Source organism: Pseudomonas sp. S2_E02, assembly GCF_054668355.1.
In genome coordinates this window covers 4,250,294-4,265,493 of record NZ_CP162761.1, presented here as the reverse complement: position 1 = coordinate 4,265,493, position 15,200 = coordinate 4,250,294, and the positions used below count along the sequence as shown (strand labels likewise).

Annotated in this window: 16 protein-coding genes and 1 pseudogene; 12 read left to right on the top strand and 5 right to left on the bottom strand. The window is 60.8% G+C overall.

Features of this window, described 5'->3' with window-relative positions:
* Nucleotides 1–62: 62 nt before the first annotated feature.
* Both AB4O01_RS19235 and AB4O01_RS19230 read right to left on the bottom strand, forming a co-directional pair.
* Nucleotides 63–308, bottom strand: a complete 246-nt coding sequence (locus AB4O01_RS19235; protein WP_003229392.1) for a TIGR02647 family protein — start codon at nucleotides 306–308, stop codon at nucleotides 63–65.
* 254 nt (nucleotides 309–562) lie between these two features.
* The gene (locus AB4O01_RS19230; RefSeq protein ID WP_460089244.1) at nucleotides 563–850 is read right to left on the bottom strand and encodes a hypothetical protein; all 288 of its coding nucleotides are present in this window, start codon (nucleotides 848–850) and stop codon (nucleotides 563–565) included.
* Between the two features lie 124 nt (nucleotides 851–974).
* On the opposite strand from AB4O01_RS19230, the gene AB4O01_RS19225 reads away from it, so the two are divergent.
* Nucleotides 975–1,634: a glutathione S-transferase family protein gene (locus tag AB4O01_RS19225; protein WP_186620130.1), complete on the top strand. Its 660-nt coding sequence runs from the start codon at nucleotides 975–977 to the stop codon at nucleotides 1,632–1,634.
* 130 nt (nucleotides 1,635–1,764) lie between these two features.
* Here AB4O01_RS19225 and argH read toward each other — a convergent pair whose 3' ends face one another.
* Nucleotides 1,765–3,159 (bottom strand): argininosuccinate lyase, encoded by a 1,395-nt coding sequence (gene argH, locus AB4O01_RS19220; RefSeq protein ID WP_095049356.1) that lies wholly within the window; start codon nucleotides 3,157–3,159, stop codon nucleotides 1,765–1,767.
* A 334-nt stretch (nucleotides 3,160–3,493) separates the two neighbouring features.
* Between argH and AB4O01_RS19215 the strand changes: the two are divergent.
* From AB4O01_RS19215 to rsd, 8 genes and pseudogenes are all read left to right on the top strand, one after another.
* A pseudogene (locus tag AB4O01_RS19215) lies at nucleotides 3,494–3,634 on the top strand (sensor histidine kinase); the annotation flags it as partial.
* Nucleotides 3,631–4,377, top strand: coding sequence for a LytR/AlgR family response regulator transcription factor (locus tag AB4O01_RS19210; RefSeq protein WP_093429721.1), 747 nt, complete (start codon nucleotides 3,631–3,633; stop codon nucleotides 4,375–4,377). The pseudogene AB4O01_RS19215 and the gene AB4O01_RS19210, both read left to right, overlap by 4 nt.
* A 138-nt stretch (nucleotides 4,378–4,515) precedes the next feature.
* The gene (hemC, locus tag AB4O01_RS19205) at nucleotides 4,516–5,457 is read left to right on the top strand and encodes a hydroxymethylbilane synthase (RefSeq protein WP_093429722.1); all 942 of its coding nucleotides are present in this window, start codon (nucleotides 4,516–4,518) and stop codon (nucleotides 5,455–5,457) included.
* Nucleotides 5,454–6,215, top strand: coding sequence for a uroporphyrinogen-III synthase (locus AB4O01_RS19200; protein ID WP_460089242.1), 762 nt, complete (start codon nucleotides 5,454–5,456; stop codon nucleotides 6,213–6,215). Before hemC ends, AB4O01_RS19200 begins: the two co-directional genes overlap by 4 nt.
* A 16-nt stretch (nucleotides 6,216–6,231) precedes the next feature.
* Nucleotides 6,232–7,374: a uroporphyrinogen-III C-methyltransferase gene (locus AB4O01_RS19195; protein WP_320336161.1), complete on the top strand. Its 1,143-nt coding sequence runs from the start codon at nucleotides 6,232–6,234 to the stop codon at nucleotides 7,372–7,374.
* Nucleotides 7,371–8,609, top strand: coding sequence for a heme biosynthesis HemY N-terminal domain-containing protein (locus tag AB4O01_RS19190; RefSeq protein WP_460089240.1), 1,239 nt, complete (start codon nucleotides 7,371–7,373; stop codon nucleotides 8,607–8,609). Before AB4O01_RS19195 ends, AB4O01_RS19190 begins: the two co-directional genes overlap by 4 nt.
* 218 nt (nucleotides 8,610–8,827) lie before the next feature.
* A complete protein-coding gene (locus tag AB4O01_RS19185; RefSeq protein WP_093429726.1) occupies nucleotides 8,828–9,379 on the top strand; it encodes a disulfide bond formation protein B in 552 nt (183 codons plus the stop codon).
* Nucleotides 9,380–9,562: 183 nt separating this feature from the next.
* Nucleotides 9,563–10,021, top strand: coding sequence for a sigma D regulator (gene rsd / locus AB4O01_RS19180; protein ID WP_320336163.1), 459 nt, complete (start codon nucleotides 9,563–9,565; stop codon nucleotides 10,019–10,021).
* A gap of 60 nt (nucleotides 10,022–10,081) precedes the next feature.
* Here rsd and AB4O01_RS19175 read toward each other — a convergent pair whose 3' ends face one another.
* Nucleotides 10,082–10,717, bottom strand: a complete 636-nt coding sequence (locus AB4O01_RS19175; RefSeq protein WP_460089238.1) for an FKBP-type peptidyl-prolyl cis-trans isomerase — start codon at nucleotides 10,715–10,717, stop codon at nucleotides 10,082–10,084.
* A 221-nt stretch (nucleotides 10,718–10,938) separates the two neighbouring features.
* On the opposite strand from AB4O01_RS19175, the gene AB4O01_RS19170 reads away from it, so the two are divergent.
* Nucleotides 10,939–12,123, top strand: coding sequence for an AlgP family protein (locus AB4O01_RS19170; RefSeq protein WP_460089236.1), 1,185 nt, complete (start codon nucleotides 10,939–10,941; stop codon nucleotides 12,121–12,123).
* Here the strand turns inward: AB4O01_RS19170 and AB4O01_RS19165 are convergent.
* Nucleotides 12,120–12,581 carry a TIGR02444 family protein gene (locus AB4O01_RS19165; protein ID WP_257356588.1) on the bottom strand — a complete coding sequence of 154 codons (462 nt, stop codon included), beginning with the start codon at nucleotides 12,579–12,581 and terminating at the stop codon, nucleotides 12,120–12,122. The two genes, AB4O01_RS19170 and AB4O01_RS19165, sit on opposite strands and share 4 nt — an antisense overlap.
* A gap of 50 nt (nucleotides 12,582–12,631) precedes the next feature.
* Here AB4O01_RS19165 and AB4O01_RS19160 point away from each other — a divergent pair, with 50 nt between their 5' ends.
* Complete coding sequence (locus AB4O01_RS19160; protein ID WP_186620123.1) at nucleotides 12,632–14,542, top strand: ATP-binding cassette domain-containing protein; 1,911 nt, start codon at nucleotides 12,632–12,634, stop codon at nucleotides 14,540–14,542.
* A complete protein-coding gene (locus tag AB4O01_RS19155) occupies nucleotides 14,542–15,123 on the top strand; it encodes a mechanosensitive ion channel family protein (protein ID WP_093429732.1) in 582 nt (193 codons plus the stop codon). Before AB4O01_RS19160 ends, AB4O01_RS19155 begins: the two co-directional genes overlap by 1 nt.
* Nucleotides 15,124–15,200: the final 77 nt, after the last annotated feature.

Here is a 15,200-nt window from a genome sequence, read left to right as displayed (position 1 = left end):
ATGACCGGGCAGGCCCGCGGAAATCCCGTGGCAGGAGTTCCCGTGGGCAAAGTCAGGGGGAATCAGGCGGTTTCTTGCTCTCTCAGAATGGTCAGCACGGTTTGCACATTTTGTGCGGCGTCGCGACCGAGGCTGGTCAGATACCCGCCATCGGGCTGGTCGGTCAGTTCTTTTTCAAAGAGGCGTTTGGCGGCAGCAATGTGTTTCGGGGCAGCGGTCTGATGAATTTTCAGACCTTCCTGGGAACTGTCCAGGTTGAAGAGTGCGAGGACTTCCAGTTCGGCAACCAACTCAGGGGTAAGCGACATAAGGACTCCAGACTTTCTAGGAATTGGACGACAGCGTCCCTAAGGTGAACCCGCTTTTGCGGCATGTCCAGTGCTCAGATCAGGGATTTTGTCTTGAGGCGGATTGCAGTGTAGTCGGGAGGCGGGAGTTGGCTGGATGGATACGTTACAAACATTGTAGGAGTGAGCCTGCTCGCGATAGCGGGGTGCCTGTCAGCATCTTTTTCACTGACAGAACGCTATCGCGAGCAGGCTCACTCCTACAGGATCGGGGCTTACTGCTTTTCGGGTGGCAACTCTGGCAAAGCGCGCAGCGCCGCTTCGTACCATTCGGTATTGAATGCACGGTCTTCATCGAGCATCGCGTCGATTTCGTAAGCCAGCACGTGAGCCATCAGATTGAGGATTTCTTCGCGCTCGACACCCACTAGGGTCAGCTTGTTGAAGGTCGCTTTGGCCGCTGGCGGGTTGTCGTTTTCAATCTGGTTCTCGATGGCTTCGATCAAGGTAGCCTCGGTGAACTCTTCTTCGTCTTCAATCTCGATGTCTGTCGGCTCGCTCATGGCAGGCTCCTTCATGGAAAGGCGCCAGTTTACCCGCATTCAGCGGTGTGATGCTGCTGGCGGGAAAGGCTTGAGCGATCTATAAACAGGCACTGCCCACCCCGCACGGCCTGGAGGCTATGTGATGTTCAAGCTCTACGGATTCTCAGTCAGCAACTACTACAACATGGTCAAACTGGCACTGCTGGAAAAAGGCCTGCCGTTCGAAGAGGTCACGTTCTACCCGACGCAGACACCGGAGTCTCTGGCCATCAGCCCGCGCGGCAAAGTGCCGGTGCTGGGTGTAGACGCTGGTTTTATCAACGAAACCGCAATCATCCTCGAATACCTCGAACAGACCCAGAAAGGCACACCACTGCTGCCGAGCGATCCGTTCCAGCGCGCGCAGGTACTGGCGATTGCCAAGGAAATCGAGCTGTACATCGAGTTGCCGGGGCGCGCTTGTTACGGCGAGGCGTTCTTCGGCATGACCCTGCCGGAGGCGATCAAGGAAAAGACCAAGACTGAATTGCAGCTGGGTTTCGCCGCGCTGGGACGACACGGAAAATTTTCTCCGTACGTGGCGGGCGCCAGTCTGAGCATTGCCGATTTGTATTTCCTCTACAGCGTGCCGCTGGCCTGTGCGGTCGGGCAGAAGCTGTTCGGGATTGATCTGCTGGCGGAGATGCCACAGGCGAAGGCGCTGCTGGAGCGGTTGGAGCAGAATCCGCATGTGCAGAAGATCGCGGCAGACAAGGAAGCTGCGATGCCGGCGTTTTTGGCGATGATCGCTGCCAAGAAATGAGTTTTATAGCGCTCTGAAGGAAGCCTTCGCGAGCAGGCTCGCTCCCACATTTGGATTTTTGTTGAACACAAAATTTGTGGCCGACAAAAATCCCCTGTGGGAGCGAGCCTGCTCGCGAAGCTTTTGGCTTTTAGCGGCTAGCGATCAGCGCCTGACCGCGCACCACCGCTGCCTTGACCTGCGCCGGGGCAGTGCCGCCGATATGGTCACGAGCATTCACCGAGCCTTCCAGGGTCAGCACGGCAAACACGTCCTGCTCGATCTGATCGCTGAACTGACGCAGTTCTTCCAGGCTCATCTCGGCCAGATCCTTGCCAGTGTCGACGCCGTACTTCACCGCGTGACCGACGATTTCGTGGCAATCACGGAACGGCAGACCACGGCGCACCAGATAATCTGCCAGGTCGGTCGCGGTGGAGAAACCGCGCAGCGCCGCTTCACGCATGATCGCGTGCTTGGGCTTGATCGCCGGGATCATGTCGGCAAAGGCACGCAGCGAATCACGCAGGGTGTCGGCGGCGTCGAACAGCGGCTCTTTGTCTTCCTGGTTGTCCTTGTTGTAGGCCAGCGGCTGGCCTTTCATCAGGGTCAGCAGACCCATCAGTGCACCGAACACACGGCCGGTCTTGCCACGTACCAGCTCCGGTACGTCAGGGTTTTTCTTTTGCGGCATGATCGAACTGCCGGTGCAGAAGCGGTCCGGCAGATCAATGAACTGGAACTGCGCGCTGGTCCACAGCACCAGCTCTTCGGAGAAGCGCGACAAGTGCATCATCGCGATGCTCGCGGCCGAGCAGAATTCGATGGCGAAGTCGCGATCGGAAACGTTATCCAGCGAGTTGCCGCCGACGGCGTCGAAACCCAGCAATTGCGCGGTGTATTCGCGGTCGATCGGGTAGGTGGTGCCGGCCAGCGCGGCGCTGCCCAGCGGCATGCGGTTGGTGCGCTTGCGGCAGTCGACCAGACGCTCGTAGTCGCGGCTGAGCATTTCGAACCAGGCCAGCATGTGGTGCCCGAAGGTCACTGGCTGCGCGGTCTGCAGGTGGGTGAAGCCCGGCATGATGCTCGCGGCTTCGCGCTCGGCTTGCTCCAGCAGGCCTTTCTGCAGGCGGGTGATCTCGGCGAGGATCAGGTCGATTTCGTCACGCAGCCACAGGCGGATGTCGGTGGCGACCTGGTCGTTACGGCTACGCCCGGTGTGCAGCTTTTTACCGGTGACGCCGATGCGGTCGGTCAGGCGTGCTTCGATGTTCATGTGCACGTCTTCGAGGTCGACACGCCAGTCGAACTGGCCGGCCTCGATTTCGCCCTGAATGGTCTTCAGGCCGTCGATGATGCTGTCGCGCTCGGCATCGGTCAGCACGCCGACCTTGGCCAGCATGGTGGCGTGGGCGATCGAGCCCATGATGTCGTGGCGATACAGGCGCTGGTCGAAAGTGACGGAGGCGGTGAAGCGGGCGACGAAGGCGTCGACGGGTTCACTGAAGCGGCCGCCCCAGGACTGATTGGTCTTGTCAGTGCTCATGAATTCGCTCGTATCGGCTTGAAGAAAGAAGGCGTGAAACGCTGGCGCGGATAATAACAGGGTTGCCAATCCTGTCGCTGACACTGGTCGATACGTTTTTTTCTCATTGCGTCAGCCATAGTGGCCGCTGGTGCCGGGGGATTTGCACAAGGATATTTTTCGATTGAGCAATATCGGCCCGGCGAGCGTCTACAGTTGGACATAAGGGTCGACGCGGCTCTGGATCGCGCAAAGGTCTGGCCGGCGACTATAAGAAGAGGGGGTGGGTGTTTTGTCCTTCGGCAAACCCCGTGAGAAACGCAGGAAACAGCGGGCTTTGAGCAGTACGACCCGGACACTGGCAAATATTGCTGGCCGACGTACGGCACTTTTTGGCGCTCGGGCTAGTCTTAGCGTGGATCGCGGTGACGGACGTCACTTCACCTGTCTACGCTATCCTTGTGCGAGACTCACGCAGGAATCCAGCGCAATATGAATGTCCTGATCGTTGATGACGAACCACTGGCTCGCGAGCGCCTCAGCCGAATGGTGAGCGAGCTCGAGGGTTATACAGTTCTGGAGCCCGGCGCCACGAATGGCGAAGAGGCGTTGGCACTGATCGACAGCCACAAGCCGGATATCGTGCTGCTCGATATCCGCATGCCGGGTCTCGATGGCCTGCAGGTCGCTGCCCGTTTGTGCGAACGTGAAACGCCGCCGGCCGTGGTGTTTTGCACCAGCCCCGATGAATTTGCCGTGGAAGCCCTGCAGGCCAGCGCCGTGGGCTATGTGGTGAAACCCGTGCGAACCGAACATCTGCATGACGCCCTGAAACGGGCTGAACGTCCCAATCGGGCGCAACTCTCGGCCCTGACCCGTCCTGCTGCTGAAAGCGGCAACGGCCCGCGCAGCCATATCAGCGCCCGAACCCGCAAAGGCATCGAACTGATCCCGCTGGATCAGGTGGTCTACTTTATCGCCGACCACAAGTACGTGACCCTGCGCCACGAGGCCGGTGAAGTGTTGCTGGACGAGCCGCTCAAGGCCCTCGAAGACGAATTCGGCGAGCGCTTTGTGCGTATCCATCGCAACGCGCTGGTCGCCCGCGACCGCATCGAACGTCTGCAGCGTACGCCGCTGGGGCATTTCCAGCTGTTTCTCAAGGGTCTAAATGGTGACGCGCTGATCGTCAGTCGTCGGCACGTGGCCGGTGTGCGCAAGATGATGCAGGGCCTGTAACCCGGTCATTCCGGACAGCTCCAGCTCCTTTTTACCAGGCACTGCGGGCCAGGGAGGCCGCGCCGACTCTGATTCAAGTCAAAGTGGATTTGGCTGAGCTGTTATTATCCGCCGTATCTATTCAGTACGGATTGATCCATGTCCTCTCGCGAAATCCGCATCGCCACCCGTAAAAGTGCGCTTGCCCTCTGGCAGGCCGAATACGTCAAAGCACGTCTTGAAGCGGCCCACCCGGGCCTGCTGGTGACGCTGGTGCCCATGGTCAGTCGCGGCGACAAACTGCTCGATTCGCCACTGTCGAAAATCGGTGGCAAGGGCCTGTTCGTCAAGGAACTGGAAACTGCGCTGCTGGAAAACCAAGCAGACATCGCCGTCCACTCGATGAAAGATGTGCCGATGGACTTCCCGGAAGGCCTCGGCCTGTTCTGCATCTGCGAGCGTGAAGATCCGCGTGATGCCTTCGTTTCCAATACGTATGCCAGCCTGGAAGCATTGCCTGCCGGCAGCATTGTCGGCACGTCGAGTCTGCGTCGGCAGGCACAGTTGCTCACCCGTCGTCCGGATCTGCAGATCCGCTTTCTGCGCGGCAACGTCAACACTCGCCTGGCCAAACTCGATGCCGGTGAATACGACGCGATCATCCTCGCCGCCGCCGGCCTGATCCGCCTCGGCTTCGAAGATCGCATCACTTCGGCGATCAGTGTTGATGACAGCCTGCCTGCCGGTGGCCAAGGTGCAGTCGGCATCGAATGCCGCAGCGCCGACACCGAAATCCACGCCTTGCTCGCACCGCTGCATCACGCCGACACCTCGTCGCGCGTCACCGCCGAGCGTGCCCTCAACAAACATTTGAATGGCGGCTGCCAAGTGCCGATCGCCTGCTATGCCGTGCTCGAAGGCGAGCAATTGTGGTTGCGTGGTCTGGTCGGTGAGCCAAGTGGCGGCAAGCTGCTCAGCGCCCAAGCGCGCGCGCCACGGGCCGATGCCGAAGCACTGGGTGTGAAGGTCGCCGAAGACCTGCTCAGCCAGGGTGCCGACGACATTCTCAAAGCGGTCTACGGCGAGGCAGGTCACGAGTGACCGGTTGGCGCCTGCTGCTGACGCGCCCCGCGGAAGACTGTGCGGCGCTGGCGCAGACGTTGGCCGGGCAGGGCGTTTTCAGTAGCTGTTTGCCGCTTCTGGACATTGTCCCGCTGCCAGTCTCTGAGAAAATTCGTCAGGCGATTACGCAGTTGCCAAGTTGCAGTGCAGTGATTGTCGTCAGCAAACCGGCGGCGCGTATTGCGCTGGATCTGCTCGAAGGTGCATCTGCGCTGACGATGCCGTGGTTCAGTGTCGGCGCGGCGACTGCGCAGATTTTGCTGGATCACGGTCTGGACGCGAACTTCCCGGCCGCCGGCGATGACAGCGAAGCCTTGCTGCAATTGCCGCGTCTGCGTGAGGCGGTCAGCCAGCCCGGCGCGCAGGTGTTGATCTTGCGCGGGGAGGGTGGGCGTGAACTGCTCGCCGAGCGCTTGCGTGAGCTAGGTGCTAGTGTCGAGTATCTGGAATTGTATCGACGCGACCTGCCAGCCTATGCCCTGGATGAGCTGCCACGGCGGATCGAAGCGGAACGCTTGAACGGGCTGGTGGTCAGCAGTGGACAGGGTTTCGAGCACCTGCGCCGAATGGCCGGTGATACCTGGCCGGCCATCGCGCCGTTGCCGTTGTTTGTACCAAGCCCAAGGGTCGCCGAGCTGGCACGTGCCGCCGGGGCTCAAACAGTTGTGGATTGCCGCGGCGCGAGCGCCGCGGCTTTGCTGACGGCGTTGCGGGAGTATCCCGAACCCGTTTTCTAATGCAAAGGATGGATACGTGAGCGAAACAGCCTTGCCAAAAGATGACGTCCAGCCTGTGATTGAACCCCAGGTTGAAACTCCACCGCCGGCCACAGAGCCGCGCCGAGGCAATGGACTGGCCATCGTCGCTTTGTTGCTCGGTGCTGCCGGTGTTGCGATCGGCGGCTGGGGTGTCTGGCAGGTTCGTCACCTGCAGACCAACACTCAACAGCAGTCCGGTGAAGTGCAGGCATTGAACGATCAGGCGCAGAGCCTGAAGCTCAATGAACAGCGTCTGACCGAGCGCCTCGCGCAGCTGCCGGATGCCGACGAACTTGCCGAGCGCCAGCGTCTGGTGACCCAGCTTCAAGGTGATCAACAGCGCCTCAATCAACGTCTGGAAACGGTGCTGGGCGCCAGTCGCAAGGACTGGCGTCTGGCCGAGGCCGAGCATTTGCTGCGCTTGGCCAGCCTGCGTTTGTCGGCTTTACAGGACATCAGCAGCGCTCAGGCGCTGGTCCAGGGCGCTGACGAAATTCTCCGTGAGCAAAACGATCCAGGCTCTTTCGCCGCCCGCGAGCAAGTGGCGAAAACCCTGGTGGCGCTGCGCAGTACTTCGCAACCGGATCGCACCGGTCTGTTCCTGCGTCTCGGCGCGCTGCGTGATCAAGTCATCGACCTCACCGAGCTTGCGCCGGAGTACAAGGATCGTGGCGAATCGCTGCTGGGCCTGACCGCTGACGGTGACGGCGCCAGTCGTTGGGCGCAGTGGTGGGACCAGGTCTCGCGCTATATCCGTATCGATTTCAATGCCGACAAGAATGTGCGGCCGCTGCTGGCCGGGCAGAGCCTGAGTCAGGTGCGCCTGGCCCTGAGCCTTGCGCTTGAGCAGGCGCAGTGGGCAGCCCTCAACGGTCAGGCGCCGGTCTATACCCAGGCGCTGGCCGAAGCGCGCGATGTGCTCAAGGGCAATTTCAACCCGGACAATCCGCAAAGCAAAGTGATGCTCGAGCAGGTCGGTGAGTTGAGCAAGGAACCGGTCACGGTCACCACGCCGGATCTGGCCGGCACGCTGAGTGCGGTGCAAGCCTACCTTGAACGGCGCAACGTTAACGCCGAAGAGTCGGTGAAACCCTTCGCCAAGCCTGCCGCCAACACCGCGCAGGAGACCACGCCATGAAACGCCTGTATGTGATCGTGTTTCTGGTGATCGCGGCGACAGCGGCGCTGGGTCTGGCGATTGCCGAGCATTCCGGTTACGTGCTGGTGGCCTACAAAAGCTTCCGCTACGAGTCCAGCCTGTGGGCGACGCTGGCGGTCATCGCGGTGCTGTGGCTGCTGATCTGGGGGATCAAGGCACTGGTCGAATTGGTCATGGCCTCCAGTGGCGTGGTCAACCCATGGTCGCGCCGCAACCGCAGTCGGCGCGTGCAGGTGGCGATCGAGCACGGTCAACTGGATCTGGCCGAAGGTCGCTGGGCCAGCGCTCAGCGTCACCTGTCTCGAGCGGCTGAAGCCGAGCGCCAGCCATTGCTGTACTACCTCGGTGCTGCCCGCGCAGCCAACGAGCAAGGTCTTTTCGAAGAGTGCGATCGTTTGCTGGAGCGCGCGCTTGAACGTCAGCCCCAGGCGGAGCTGGCCATCGCTTTGAGTCATGCGCAGTTGCAGACTGACCGTGGCGACACCGACGGTGCCTTGGTGACGCTGCAAGCGATGCACGATCGCCATCCACACAATGCGCAGACGTTGCGGCAGTTGCAGCGCTTGTATCAGCAGCGCGGCGAATGGTCGGCGGTGATTCGTTTGCTGCCGGAATTGCGCAAGGACAAAGTCCTGCCGCGCGCCGAACTGGCTGAACTCGAGCGCCGCGCCTGGGGTGAAAACCTCTCGCTGGCTGCGCAACGGGAAGAGGATGGCAGCGTGGGTTTGCAGTCGCTCACGCGCGCCTGGGAACAGCTCACTTCGGCGCAACGGCAGGAGCCGCCGCTGGTGTTGGCGTACGCCGAACAGTTGCGGCAGTTGGGCGCTCAGGTCGAAGCGGAGGAGGTGCTGCGCACTGCCCTCAAACGCAAGTACGACAGCCATCTGGCCCGTCTCTACGGGCTGGTGCGCGGCAGCGATCCGGCCCGCCAGTTGCAAACCGCCGAAGGCTGGCTGAAGGAGCATCCGAACGATCCGAGCCTGCTGTTGACCCTCGGCCGACTGTGTCTGCAAACCAGTCTGTGGGGCAAGGCACGGGATTACCTGGAAAGCAGTCTGCGTGTGCAGCGCAATCCCGAGGCCTGTGCGGAGCTGGCGCGCCTGCTCGCCCAGTTGGGCGATACCGAGCGCAGCAATCAGTTGTTCCAGGAAGGCCTTGGTCTGCTGGACGAGCGCCTGCTGGCCGCGCCGTTGCCGGTTCCGGCCCATGTCTGAAGTGGCGAGGGAGTTCGCTCCCTCGCTTACCTTTTGTGGCTGAATTTTCCACTTCGTTGAGCGCTTGAGGCAAATTCCTACAGCGGTCTACACCAATTCCTCTCGATCCTGTCGGGTTTTCCCTACACCTCTGGTGAACTGTCGGCAGGGCCTCGCCTTGAAAGGCTGACACGCTTTCCTCTACCGTAACCGTCTGTCTCTACTGTTACGGAAAAGCCATGTCGTTGGCCTGCTCACGCTCCTTGTTCTTCATGGCTTTCACTGCGGGGGCCTTTGCTCTGGGAGCTTCCTATTATCTTGAATATGCAGTCGGCCTGACGCCGTGCAGCCTGTGTCTGGTGCAGCGCCTGTTCCTCACGCTGCTGTGCGTAGTCAGTGGTCTGGCGGCGGTGCACGGTCCCAAACGTGTCGGTTTGTGGTTCTACTGGCTGTTGACCCTGGGCGCCAGCCTGGGTGGGACCACGGCGGCCTGGCGGCAGGTACTGATACAGAGCGATCCGATGCTGCACCTGCTCAATTGCTCGCCTGCTCCCGAGGCCTTGTTCAGTGGTCTGCCATGGATCTGTGCCCTGCAAACAATGTTTAGCGGCGGTACCGATTGTGCGGAAATTTCCTGGACGCTGTTCGACCTGAGTATCCCGGAGTGGAGCCTGCTGTTCTTTGTCGCGGTATCGATTCTGGCGGTGTATCAATTGTTGCGGCTGGTATGGAGTGCTCTGCAACGCCCGCTCAGCGGCCAAGCGTCGCACCCGGTGCTGTTGCGGGATTAAACACTTGTATGAACTTTATCTCCTGCGTACCTTGAAGCCATAGGCGTGCGGGCATAATCTGGCCCGCACGTGTCATTGGATTTATGTTGCTCGATGACGCTCTGCCCGGCCGACCCCCAAGCCAGAATCAAAAGAGGGGCGCGGGTGTAGAGCAGCATGACCCACAAGGGAAGAGAGATCGCCATGCTCGAAAGTTGTCAGAATGCTCAGGAACGTTGGGGTGGGGTTCATCTGCTGATCGACCGCTGGTTGCAAGAGCGTGAAGATCTGATCGGTGCCTACGACAAGCTCGGCGCAGAGCCTGATTCGCTGTCCGAGAGCCGCAAGCCCTTGCAGGAGTTCTGCGGCGTGTTGGTCGATTACGTCTCGGCTGGGCACTTCGAAATCTACGAACAGCTGACTGGCGAAGCCAAGGCGTTCGGTGATACGCGTGGTCTTGAACTCGCCGAGACGATCTATCCGCGCATCGATGTCATCACCGAGAAGCTTCTAGCCTTCAACGACCTGTGCGATGAAGGTAAATGCGTTGCAGAGAAGTTCAAAGAGCTAGGTGGCCTGCTCCACGAACGCTTCGAACTTGAAGACTGCCTGATTGAAGTGCTGCACACAGCACACAAGGAAGAAGATCCGGTTCAGGCCTGATCCCGAACCCTGATCAAAAAAAACGGTGCGCCCGAAAGCGCACCGTTTTTTATTGCCCGATCAACTCGTCGCTCCACGCAATTCCACTTCAAACACCAGCGGTGTGAACGGCGCAATCAGGTCACCGGCACCGTCAGCGCCATAGGCCTGATCCGATGGAATCACCAGGCGCCATTTCGCGCCTACCGGCATGTTCTGCAACGCGGTGCGCCAGCCGGCAATCACGCTGTCGAGGTTGAACCATTGCGGCTGAGTGTTCTGATCGAACACGGTGCCATCCGGCAATCGTCCGACGTACAGCACCTGCACTTTTCCATCGGGGCCGGCCTTGGCTCCTGTGCCGGGAGTCAGTTCGGTGAGCAGGATGCCGTCGGCCAGTTCCTTCACGCCCGGTTTGGCTTTTTCAGCGGTAAGAAAACGTTGCTCGTTTTCCATCGCGGCATCACTTGAAGGCTGTGCAGAGTGCTCGGCGTTTTGCGCTTCATGATCGGCCAGAATCTGCTCGATGCGTGCTTCGCTCAGAGCCAGCGGCTTGCCTTGGTAGGCTTGCTGCAAGCCATCGACCAGCGCCTGAATCTGCAGTTGCGGGACTTCCTGACGCAGCCGTTCACCGAGGCTGGCACCGAGGCTGTAGGCCAGATCGTGAGCATCGTTCGCGGTGTCTTTTTCGTCAGCGTGAACGGCCGAAAAAACCATGCAGAGGGATAAAAAAAGTAGCGCGACATGGGCACACTCCGTCCTGAGATGCGGTGGATTATGCCAGCGCGAACGTCTGCAACGGTGAACTGCTTTTGACTTCGCGCAGAACATTTTCGATTCGGTGCAACGCAACGCAATCGATACTGTCAAGATGCCCTAGCGGCGGTAACTGCAGAGGTCTAGTATGAGCCGCACTCACGTCAGCCAGGAGGTAAACCATGTCGGCCACCAAGAAGCCTGTAAATACTCCGTTGCACTTACTCCAACAACTCTCGGGCAGCCTGCTCGAGCATCTGGAAAACGCTTGCTCCCAAGCCTTGGCTGATGCTGAAAAACTGCTCGCCAAACTGGAAAAGCAACGCGGCAAGGCGCAAGAAAAACTGCACAAATCCCGCACCAAATTGCAGGACGCAGCCACTGCCGGTAAAGCCAAGGCACAGAACAAAGCCAAGGCCGCAGTGAAAGAACTGGAAGACCTGCTCGATGCCTTGAAGGATCGTCAGTCCGACACTCGCAGCTACATTCTGCAACTCAAGCGCGATGCCCAGGAAAGCCTGAAACTGGCCCAGGGTGTGGGTCGCGTTCAAGAAGCCGTGGGCAAAGTACTGTCCACCCGCGCCGCCAAACCGGCAGCGGCACCGGCGAAGAAAGCGGCTGCCAAACCGGCTGCAGCCAAGCCTGCAGCGAAAACCGCAGCGGCTAAACCTGCTGCAAAACCGGCGGCCAAACCTGCTGCCAAGGCACCGGTGAAAGCGGCGGCCAAGCCAGCTGCCAAAACCGCGGCCAAACCTGCGGCGAAAAAACCGGCTGCCGCGAGCGCTGCCAAACCGGCGGCTAAAACCACTGCTGCAAAACCAGCTGTTGCCAAGCCAGCCGCTAGAACGGCCGCCGCCAAACCGGCTGCAAAACCAGCCGCGAGCAAAGCTGCTCCCGCGAAAGCTGCAGCTGCCAAACCGGCCGCTAAACCTGCGGCGAAAGCTGTGGCGAAACCAGCCGCAAAACCTGCTGCCAAAACCGCCGCTGCCAAGCCAGCCGCCAAACCGGCTGCCGCTAAACCCGCTGTAAAACCCGCGGCAAAACCTGCCGCCAAGCCGGCGGCAAAACCAGCAGTGAAAGCCGCCGCCAAGCCAGCCGCCGCTGCTAAACCAGCGACCACTGCTGCCAAGCCTGCTGCTGCAAAACCGGCCACCAAACCAACTGCCAAACCGGCCGTGAAAAAGCCTGCCGCTGCCAAACCAGCTGCCGCCAAACCGGCTACCACTCCAGCTGCCAAGCCTGCCGTGCCAGCCACTCCGGCCACGCCAGCCGCCGCTGCTCCAGCCGCCACCACCTCGACTCCTTCGACTGCGCCATCGCCAGCCGCTGCGTCGAGCGTCAGCAACAACCCGACCAGCGCTTCCTAAGTGCCGGTTGCCGCGACGCGCAGCACTTGCAGCGCGTCGCGGTTCGGGCTGGCCGCCATGCCGGCCAATCCTTCAAGCCAGGTCTTCGAGCCTGCATCGTTTAGCGGCCATTCCTGCGCCGCCCCTTCAAGCCGTGACAGCAACGCTCGCTCAGCCTCAAGCTCCAGTGATTTGATCTGCTCGCGCATGCCTTTCAGCACCGCATCATCAACGGCCCGTGCTTTCCATTGCATCCGCAGTGAGCGCAGCGGCTGTACCACCTCGGTATCCCAAGGCTCGGTCAGCGTCTGAAGCTGGCTTACACGTTGTTCATCACAGATCACCCCGCGTTGTTCGAGCCATAAACCGCACAGCAGCAGGCACACATTGGCGCCCGCCGTTTGCAGTCGCAGGCAGGCATCTTCCACGCCCGGGCGGGCGTAGGTGGCAAGGGAAAAGCTCCACAGGTCAGAGGACATCGTGCTACTCGCGCCAGTTGTGAGCGAAGCTGGTAGACTCCGCCGCCATTATGATCCGACTTCAGAACCTGACTTTACAGCGTGGCCCGCAACGTCTGCTAGAAGACGCCGAGCTGACCCTGCACGCCGGCCACAAAGCCGGCCTCATCGGTGCCAACGGCGCCGGCAAATCGAGCCTGTTCGCCTTGATTCGGGGCGAACTGCACCCCGACTCGGGTGATTGCTTCCTGCCGGCTGACTGGCGCATCGCCCACATGCGCCAGGAGATCGAGACCCTTGAGCGTCTTGCCGTCGACTATGTGCTCGATGGCGATTTGCGTCTACGCGAGGTGCAACGTGACCTCGCCGCCGCCGAAGCGGCGCACGACGGTGCCGCTCAGGCCCGCCTGCACTCGGAACTCGACAGCGCCGACGGCTACACCGCCGACGCGCGGGCGCGCAAATTGCTCGCCGGTCTCGGCTTCACCAACGAGCAGATGGATCGCCAGGTAGGAGATTTCTCCGGTGGCTGGCGGATGCGTCTGAATCTGGCGCAGGCATTGATGTGCCCGTCCGACCTGTTGTTGCTCGATGAACCGACCAACCACTTGGACCTTGATGCGATCATCTGGCTCGAAGAGTGGCTGAAAAGCTACCCGGGCACCTTGCTGCTGATCTCCCACGACCGTGATTTCCTCGATGAAGTCGTCGATCACGTGGCCCACGTCGATCAGCGCAAAATCACCCTGTATCGCGGCGGCTATACCGCGTTCGAACGCGCCCGTGCCGAGCGTCTGGCCCAGCAGCAACAGGCCTACGAGAAGCAGCAGGCGCAACGTGCGCACATGGAAAGCTACATCGCCCGTTTCAAGGCCCAGGCGACCAAGGCCCGTCAGGCACAGAGCCGGATCAAGGCACTGGAACGGATGGAAGAGCTATCGGCGGCCCACGTCGATTCGCCATTCGACTTCGTCTTCCGCGAGTCGACCAAGATCTCCAGCCCGCTGATCGACCTGTCGGATGCGCGTCTGGGCTATGGCGACAAAACCATCCTGGAGAAGGTCAAGCTGCAACTGACCCCGGGCGCGCGGATCGGCCTGCTCGGCCCGAACGGCGCAGGTAAGTCGACGCTGATCAAAAACCTCGCCGGTGAACTGTCACCGCTGGGCGGGCGGCTGACCCGTGGCGAGAACACCGTGGTTGGCTACTTCGCCCAGCATCAGCTCGACTCGCTGGATTCCAAGGCCAGCCCGTTATTGCACTTGCAGCGTCTGGCGCCGACCGAGCGCGAGCAGACACTGCGTGACTTCCTCGGCGGTTTCGACTTCCGTGGCGCGCGCATTGATGAGCCGGTACTGAATTTCTCCGGTGGTGAAAAAGCGCGTCTGGCCCTGGCGTTGATCGCCTGGGAGCGCCCGAACCTGTTGCTGCTCGACGAACCGACCAACCACCTCGACCTGGAAATGCGCCTGGCGCTGACCATGGCGCTGCAGGAATTCAGCGGCGCGGTGCTGGTGGTGTCTCACGATCGTCACTTGCTCAAGAGCACCACCGACAACTTCTACCTGGTCGCTGATGGCAAGGTCGAAGAGTTCGATGGCGACCTCGAAGACTACGCGCGCTGGCTGGTGGAGTACCGCCAGCGTAACGCGCCGGTCAGTAACACCCCGGTGAATCCGGACAAGACCGACAAAAAGGCCCAGCGTCAGGCTGCTGCTGCGTTGCGTCAGCAACTGGCCCCGCACAAGCGTGAAGCTGACAAGCTCGAAGCCGAGCTGGGCAAGCTTCACGAGAAACTGGCCAAGGTCGACGCCAGCCTCGGCGACAGCGACATCTACGAGCCGGCACGCAAGAACGAATTGCGTGATCTGCTCGCTGAACAGGCCAAGCTGAAGGTTCGTGAAGGCGAGCTGGAAGAGGCGTGGATGGAAGCTCTCGAGGTATTGGAAAGCATGCAGGCGGAGCTGGAGGCGCTGTCCTGATGGAAGCGTTCAAGCTGCCGCTGCCGGCGGAGTGGGTCGAGCCGATCTGGTTCGCGGTGCAGATTCTGCTGATCCTGCTGGCCGGTTACCTCACTCAGCGCTTCGTCGCCAAAGGCCTGACCCGGTTGGGCGAGCGCTATCCGTTCCCGCCGCAATTGCTGATGCCACTGCGCGGCGTGTTGCGCTGGCTGATCATGGGCAGTGCGCTGATCTTTGTTCTGGAACGCCTCGGTGTCTCGGCCACGGTGCTGTGGACGGCGCTGTCAGGGTTCGTCGCCGTGGCGGCGGTGGCGTTCTTCGCGATGTGGAGTGTGCTGTCGAATCTGCTCTGCGCGATTCTGATCTTCACGGTTGGGCCGTTCCGGCTGGGCGATATCGTTGAGCTGGTGGACACCACGGACAAGCCTGGCGTCAAGGGCCGGGTGGTGGCGATCAATCTGCTTTACACCACGTTGATCGAGGCGGAAGAGCTTGGGACTGGCAGCGCGATGGTGCAGGTGCCGAACAGCTTGTTTTTCCAGCGCTCGGTGCGACGTTGGCGCGGGACGGATGTATTCCCTTCCAGCGGGTTCGAGAAGTAAGTCTTACAGCAAGATCAAAAGATCGTCCGATCGCGGCCCGAGCCTTCGGCAGCTCCTACAGGGGTCGCATTCCAAAG

Bases quoted from the DNA above. Each gene is read 5' to 3' on its own strand.
- AB4O01_RS19235 (WP_003229392.1), bottom strand. From the start codon at position 308: ATGTCGCTTACCCCTGAGTTGGTTGCCGAACTGGAAGTCCTCGCACTC.
- AB4O01_RS19230 (WP_460089244.1), bottom strand. From the start codon at position 850: ATGAGCGAGCCGACAGACATCGAGATTGAAGACGAAGAAGAGTTCACC.
- AB4O01_RS19225 (WP_186620130.1), top strand. From the start codon at position 975: ATGTTCAAGCTCTACGGATTCTCAGTCAGCAACTACTACAACATGGTC.
- argH (WP_095049356.1), bottom strand. From the start codon at position 3,159: ATGAGCACTGACAAGACCAATCAGTCCTGGGGCGGCCGCTTCAGTGAA.
- AB4O01_RS19210 (WP_093429721.1), top strand. From the start codon at position 3,631: ATGAATGTCCTGATCGTTGATGACGAACCACTGGCTCGCGAGCGCCTC.
- hemC (WP_093429722.1), top strand. From the start codon at position 4,516: ATGTCCTCTCGCGAAATCCGCATCGCCACCCGTAAAAGTGCGCTTGCC.
- AB4O01_RS19190 (WP_460089240.1), top strand. From the start codon at position 7,371: ATGAAACGCCTGTATGTGATCGTGTTTCTGGTGATCGCGGCGACAGCG.
- AB4O01_RS19185 (WP_093429726.1), top strand. From the start codon at position 8,828: ATGTCGTTGGCCTGCTCACGCTCCTTGTTCTTCATGGCTTTCACTGCG.
- rsd (WP_320336163.1), top strand. From the start codon at position 9,563: ATGCTCGAAAGTTGTCAGAATGCTCAGGAACGTTGGGGTGGGGTTCAT.
- AB4O01_RS19175 (WP_460089238.1), bottom strand. From the start codon at position 10,717: ATGGTTTTTTCGGCCGTTCACGCTGACGAAAAAGACACCGCGAACGAT.
- AB4O01_RS19170 (WP_460089236.1), top strand. From the start codon at position 10,939: ATGTCGGCCACCAAGAAGCCTGTAAATACTCCGTTGCACTTACTCCAA.
- AB4O01_RS19165 (WP_257356588.1), bottom strand. From the start codon at position 12,581: ATGTCCTCTGACCTGTGGAGCTTTTCCCTTGCCACCTACGCCCGCCCG.
- AB4O01_RS19160 (WP_186620123.1), top strand. From the start codon at position 12,632: ATGATCCGACTTCAGAACCTGACTTTACAGCGTGGCCCGCAACGTCTG.
- AB4O01_RS19155 (WP_093429732.1), top strand. From the start codon at position 14,542: ATGGAAGCGTTCAAGCTGCCGCTGCCGGCGGAGTGGGTCGAGCCGATC.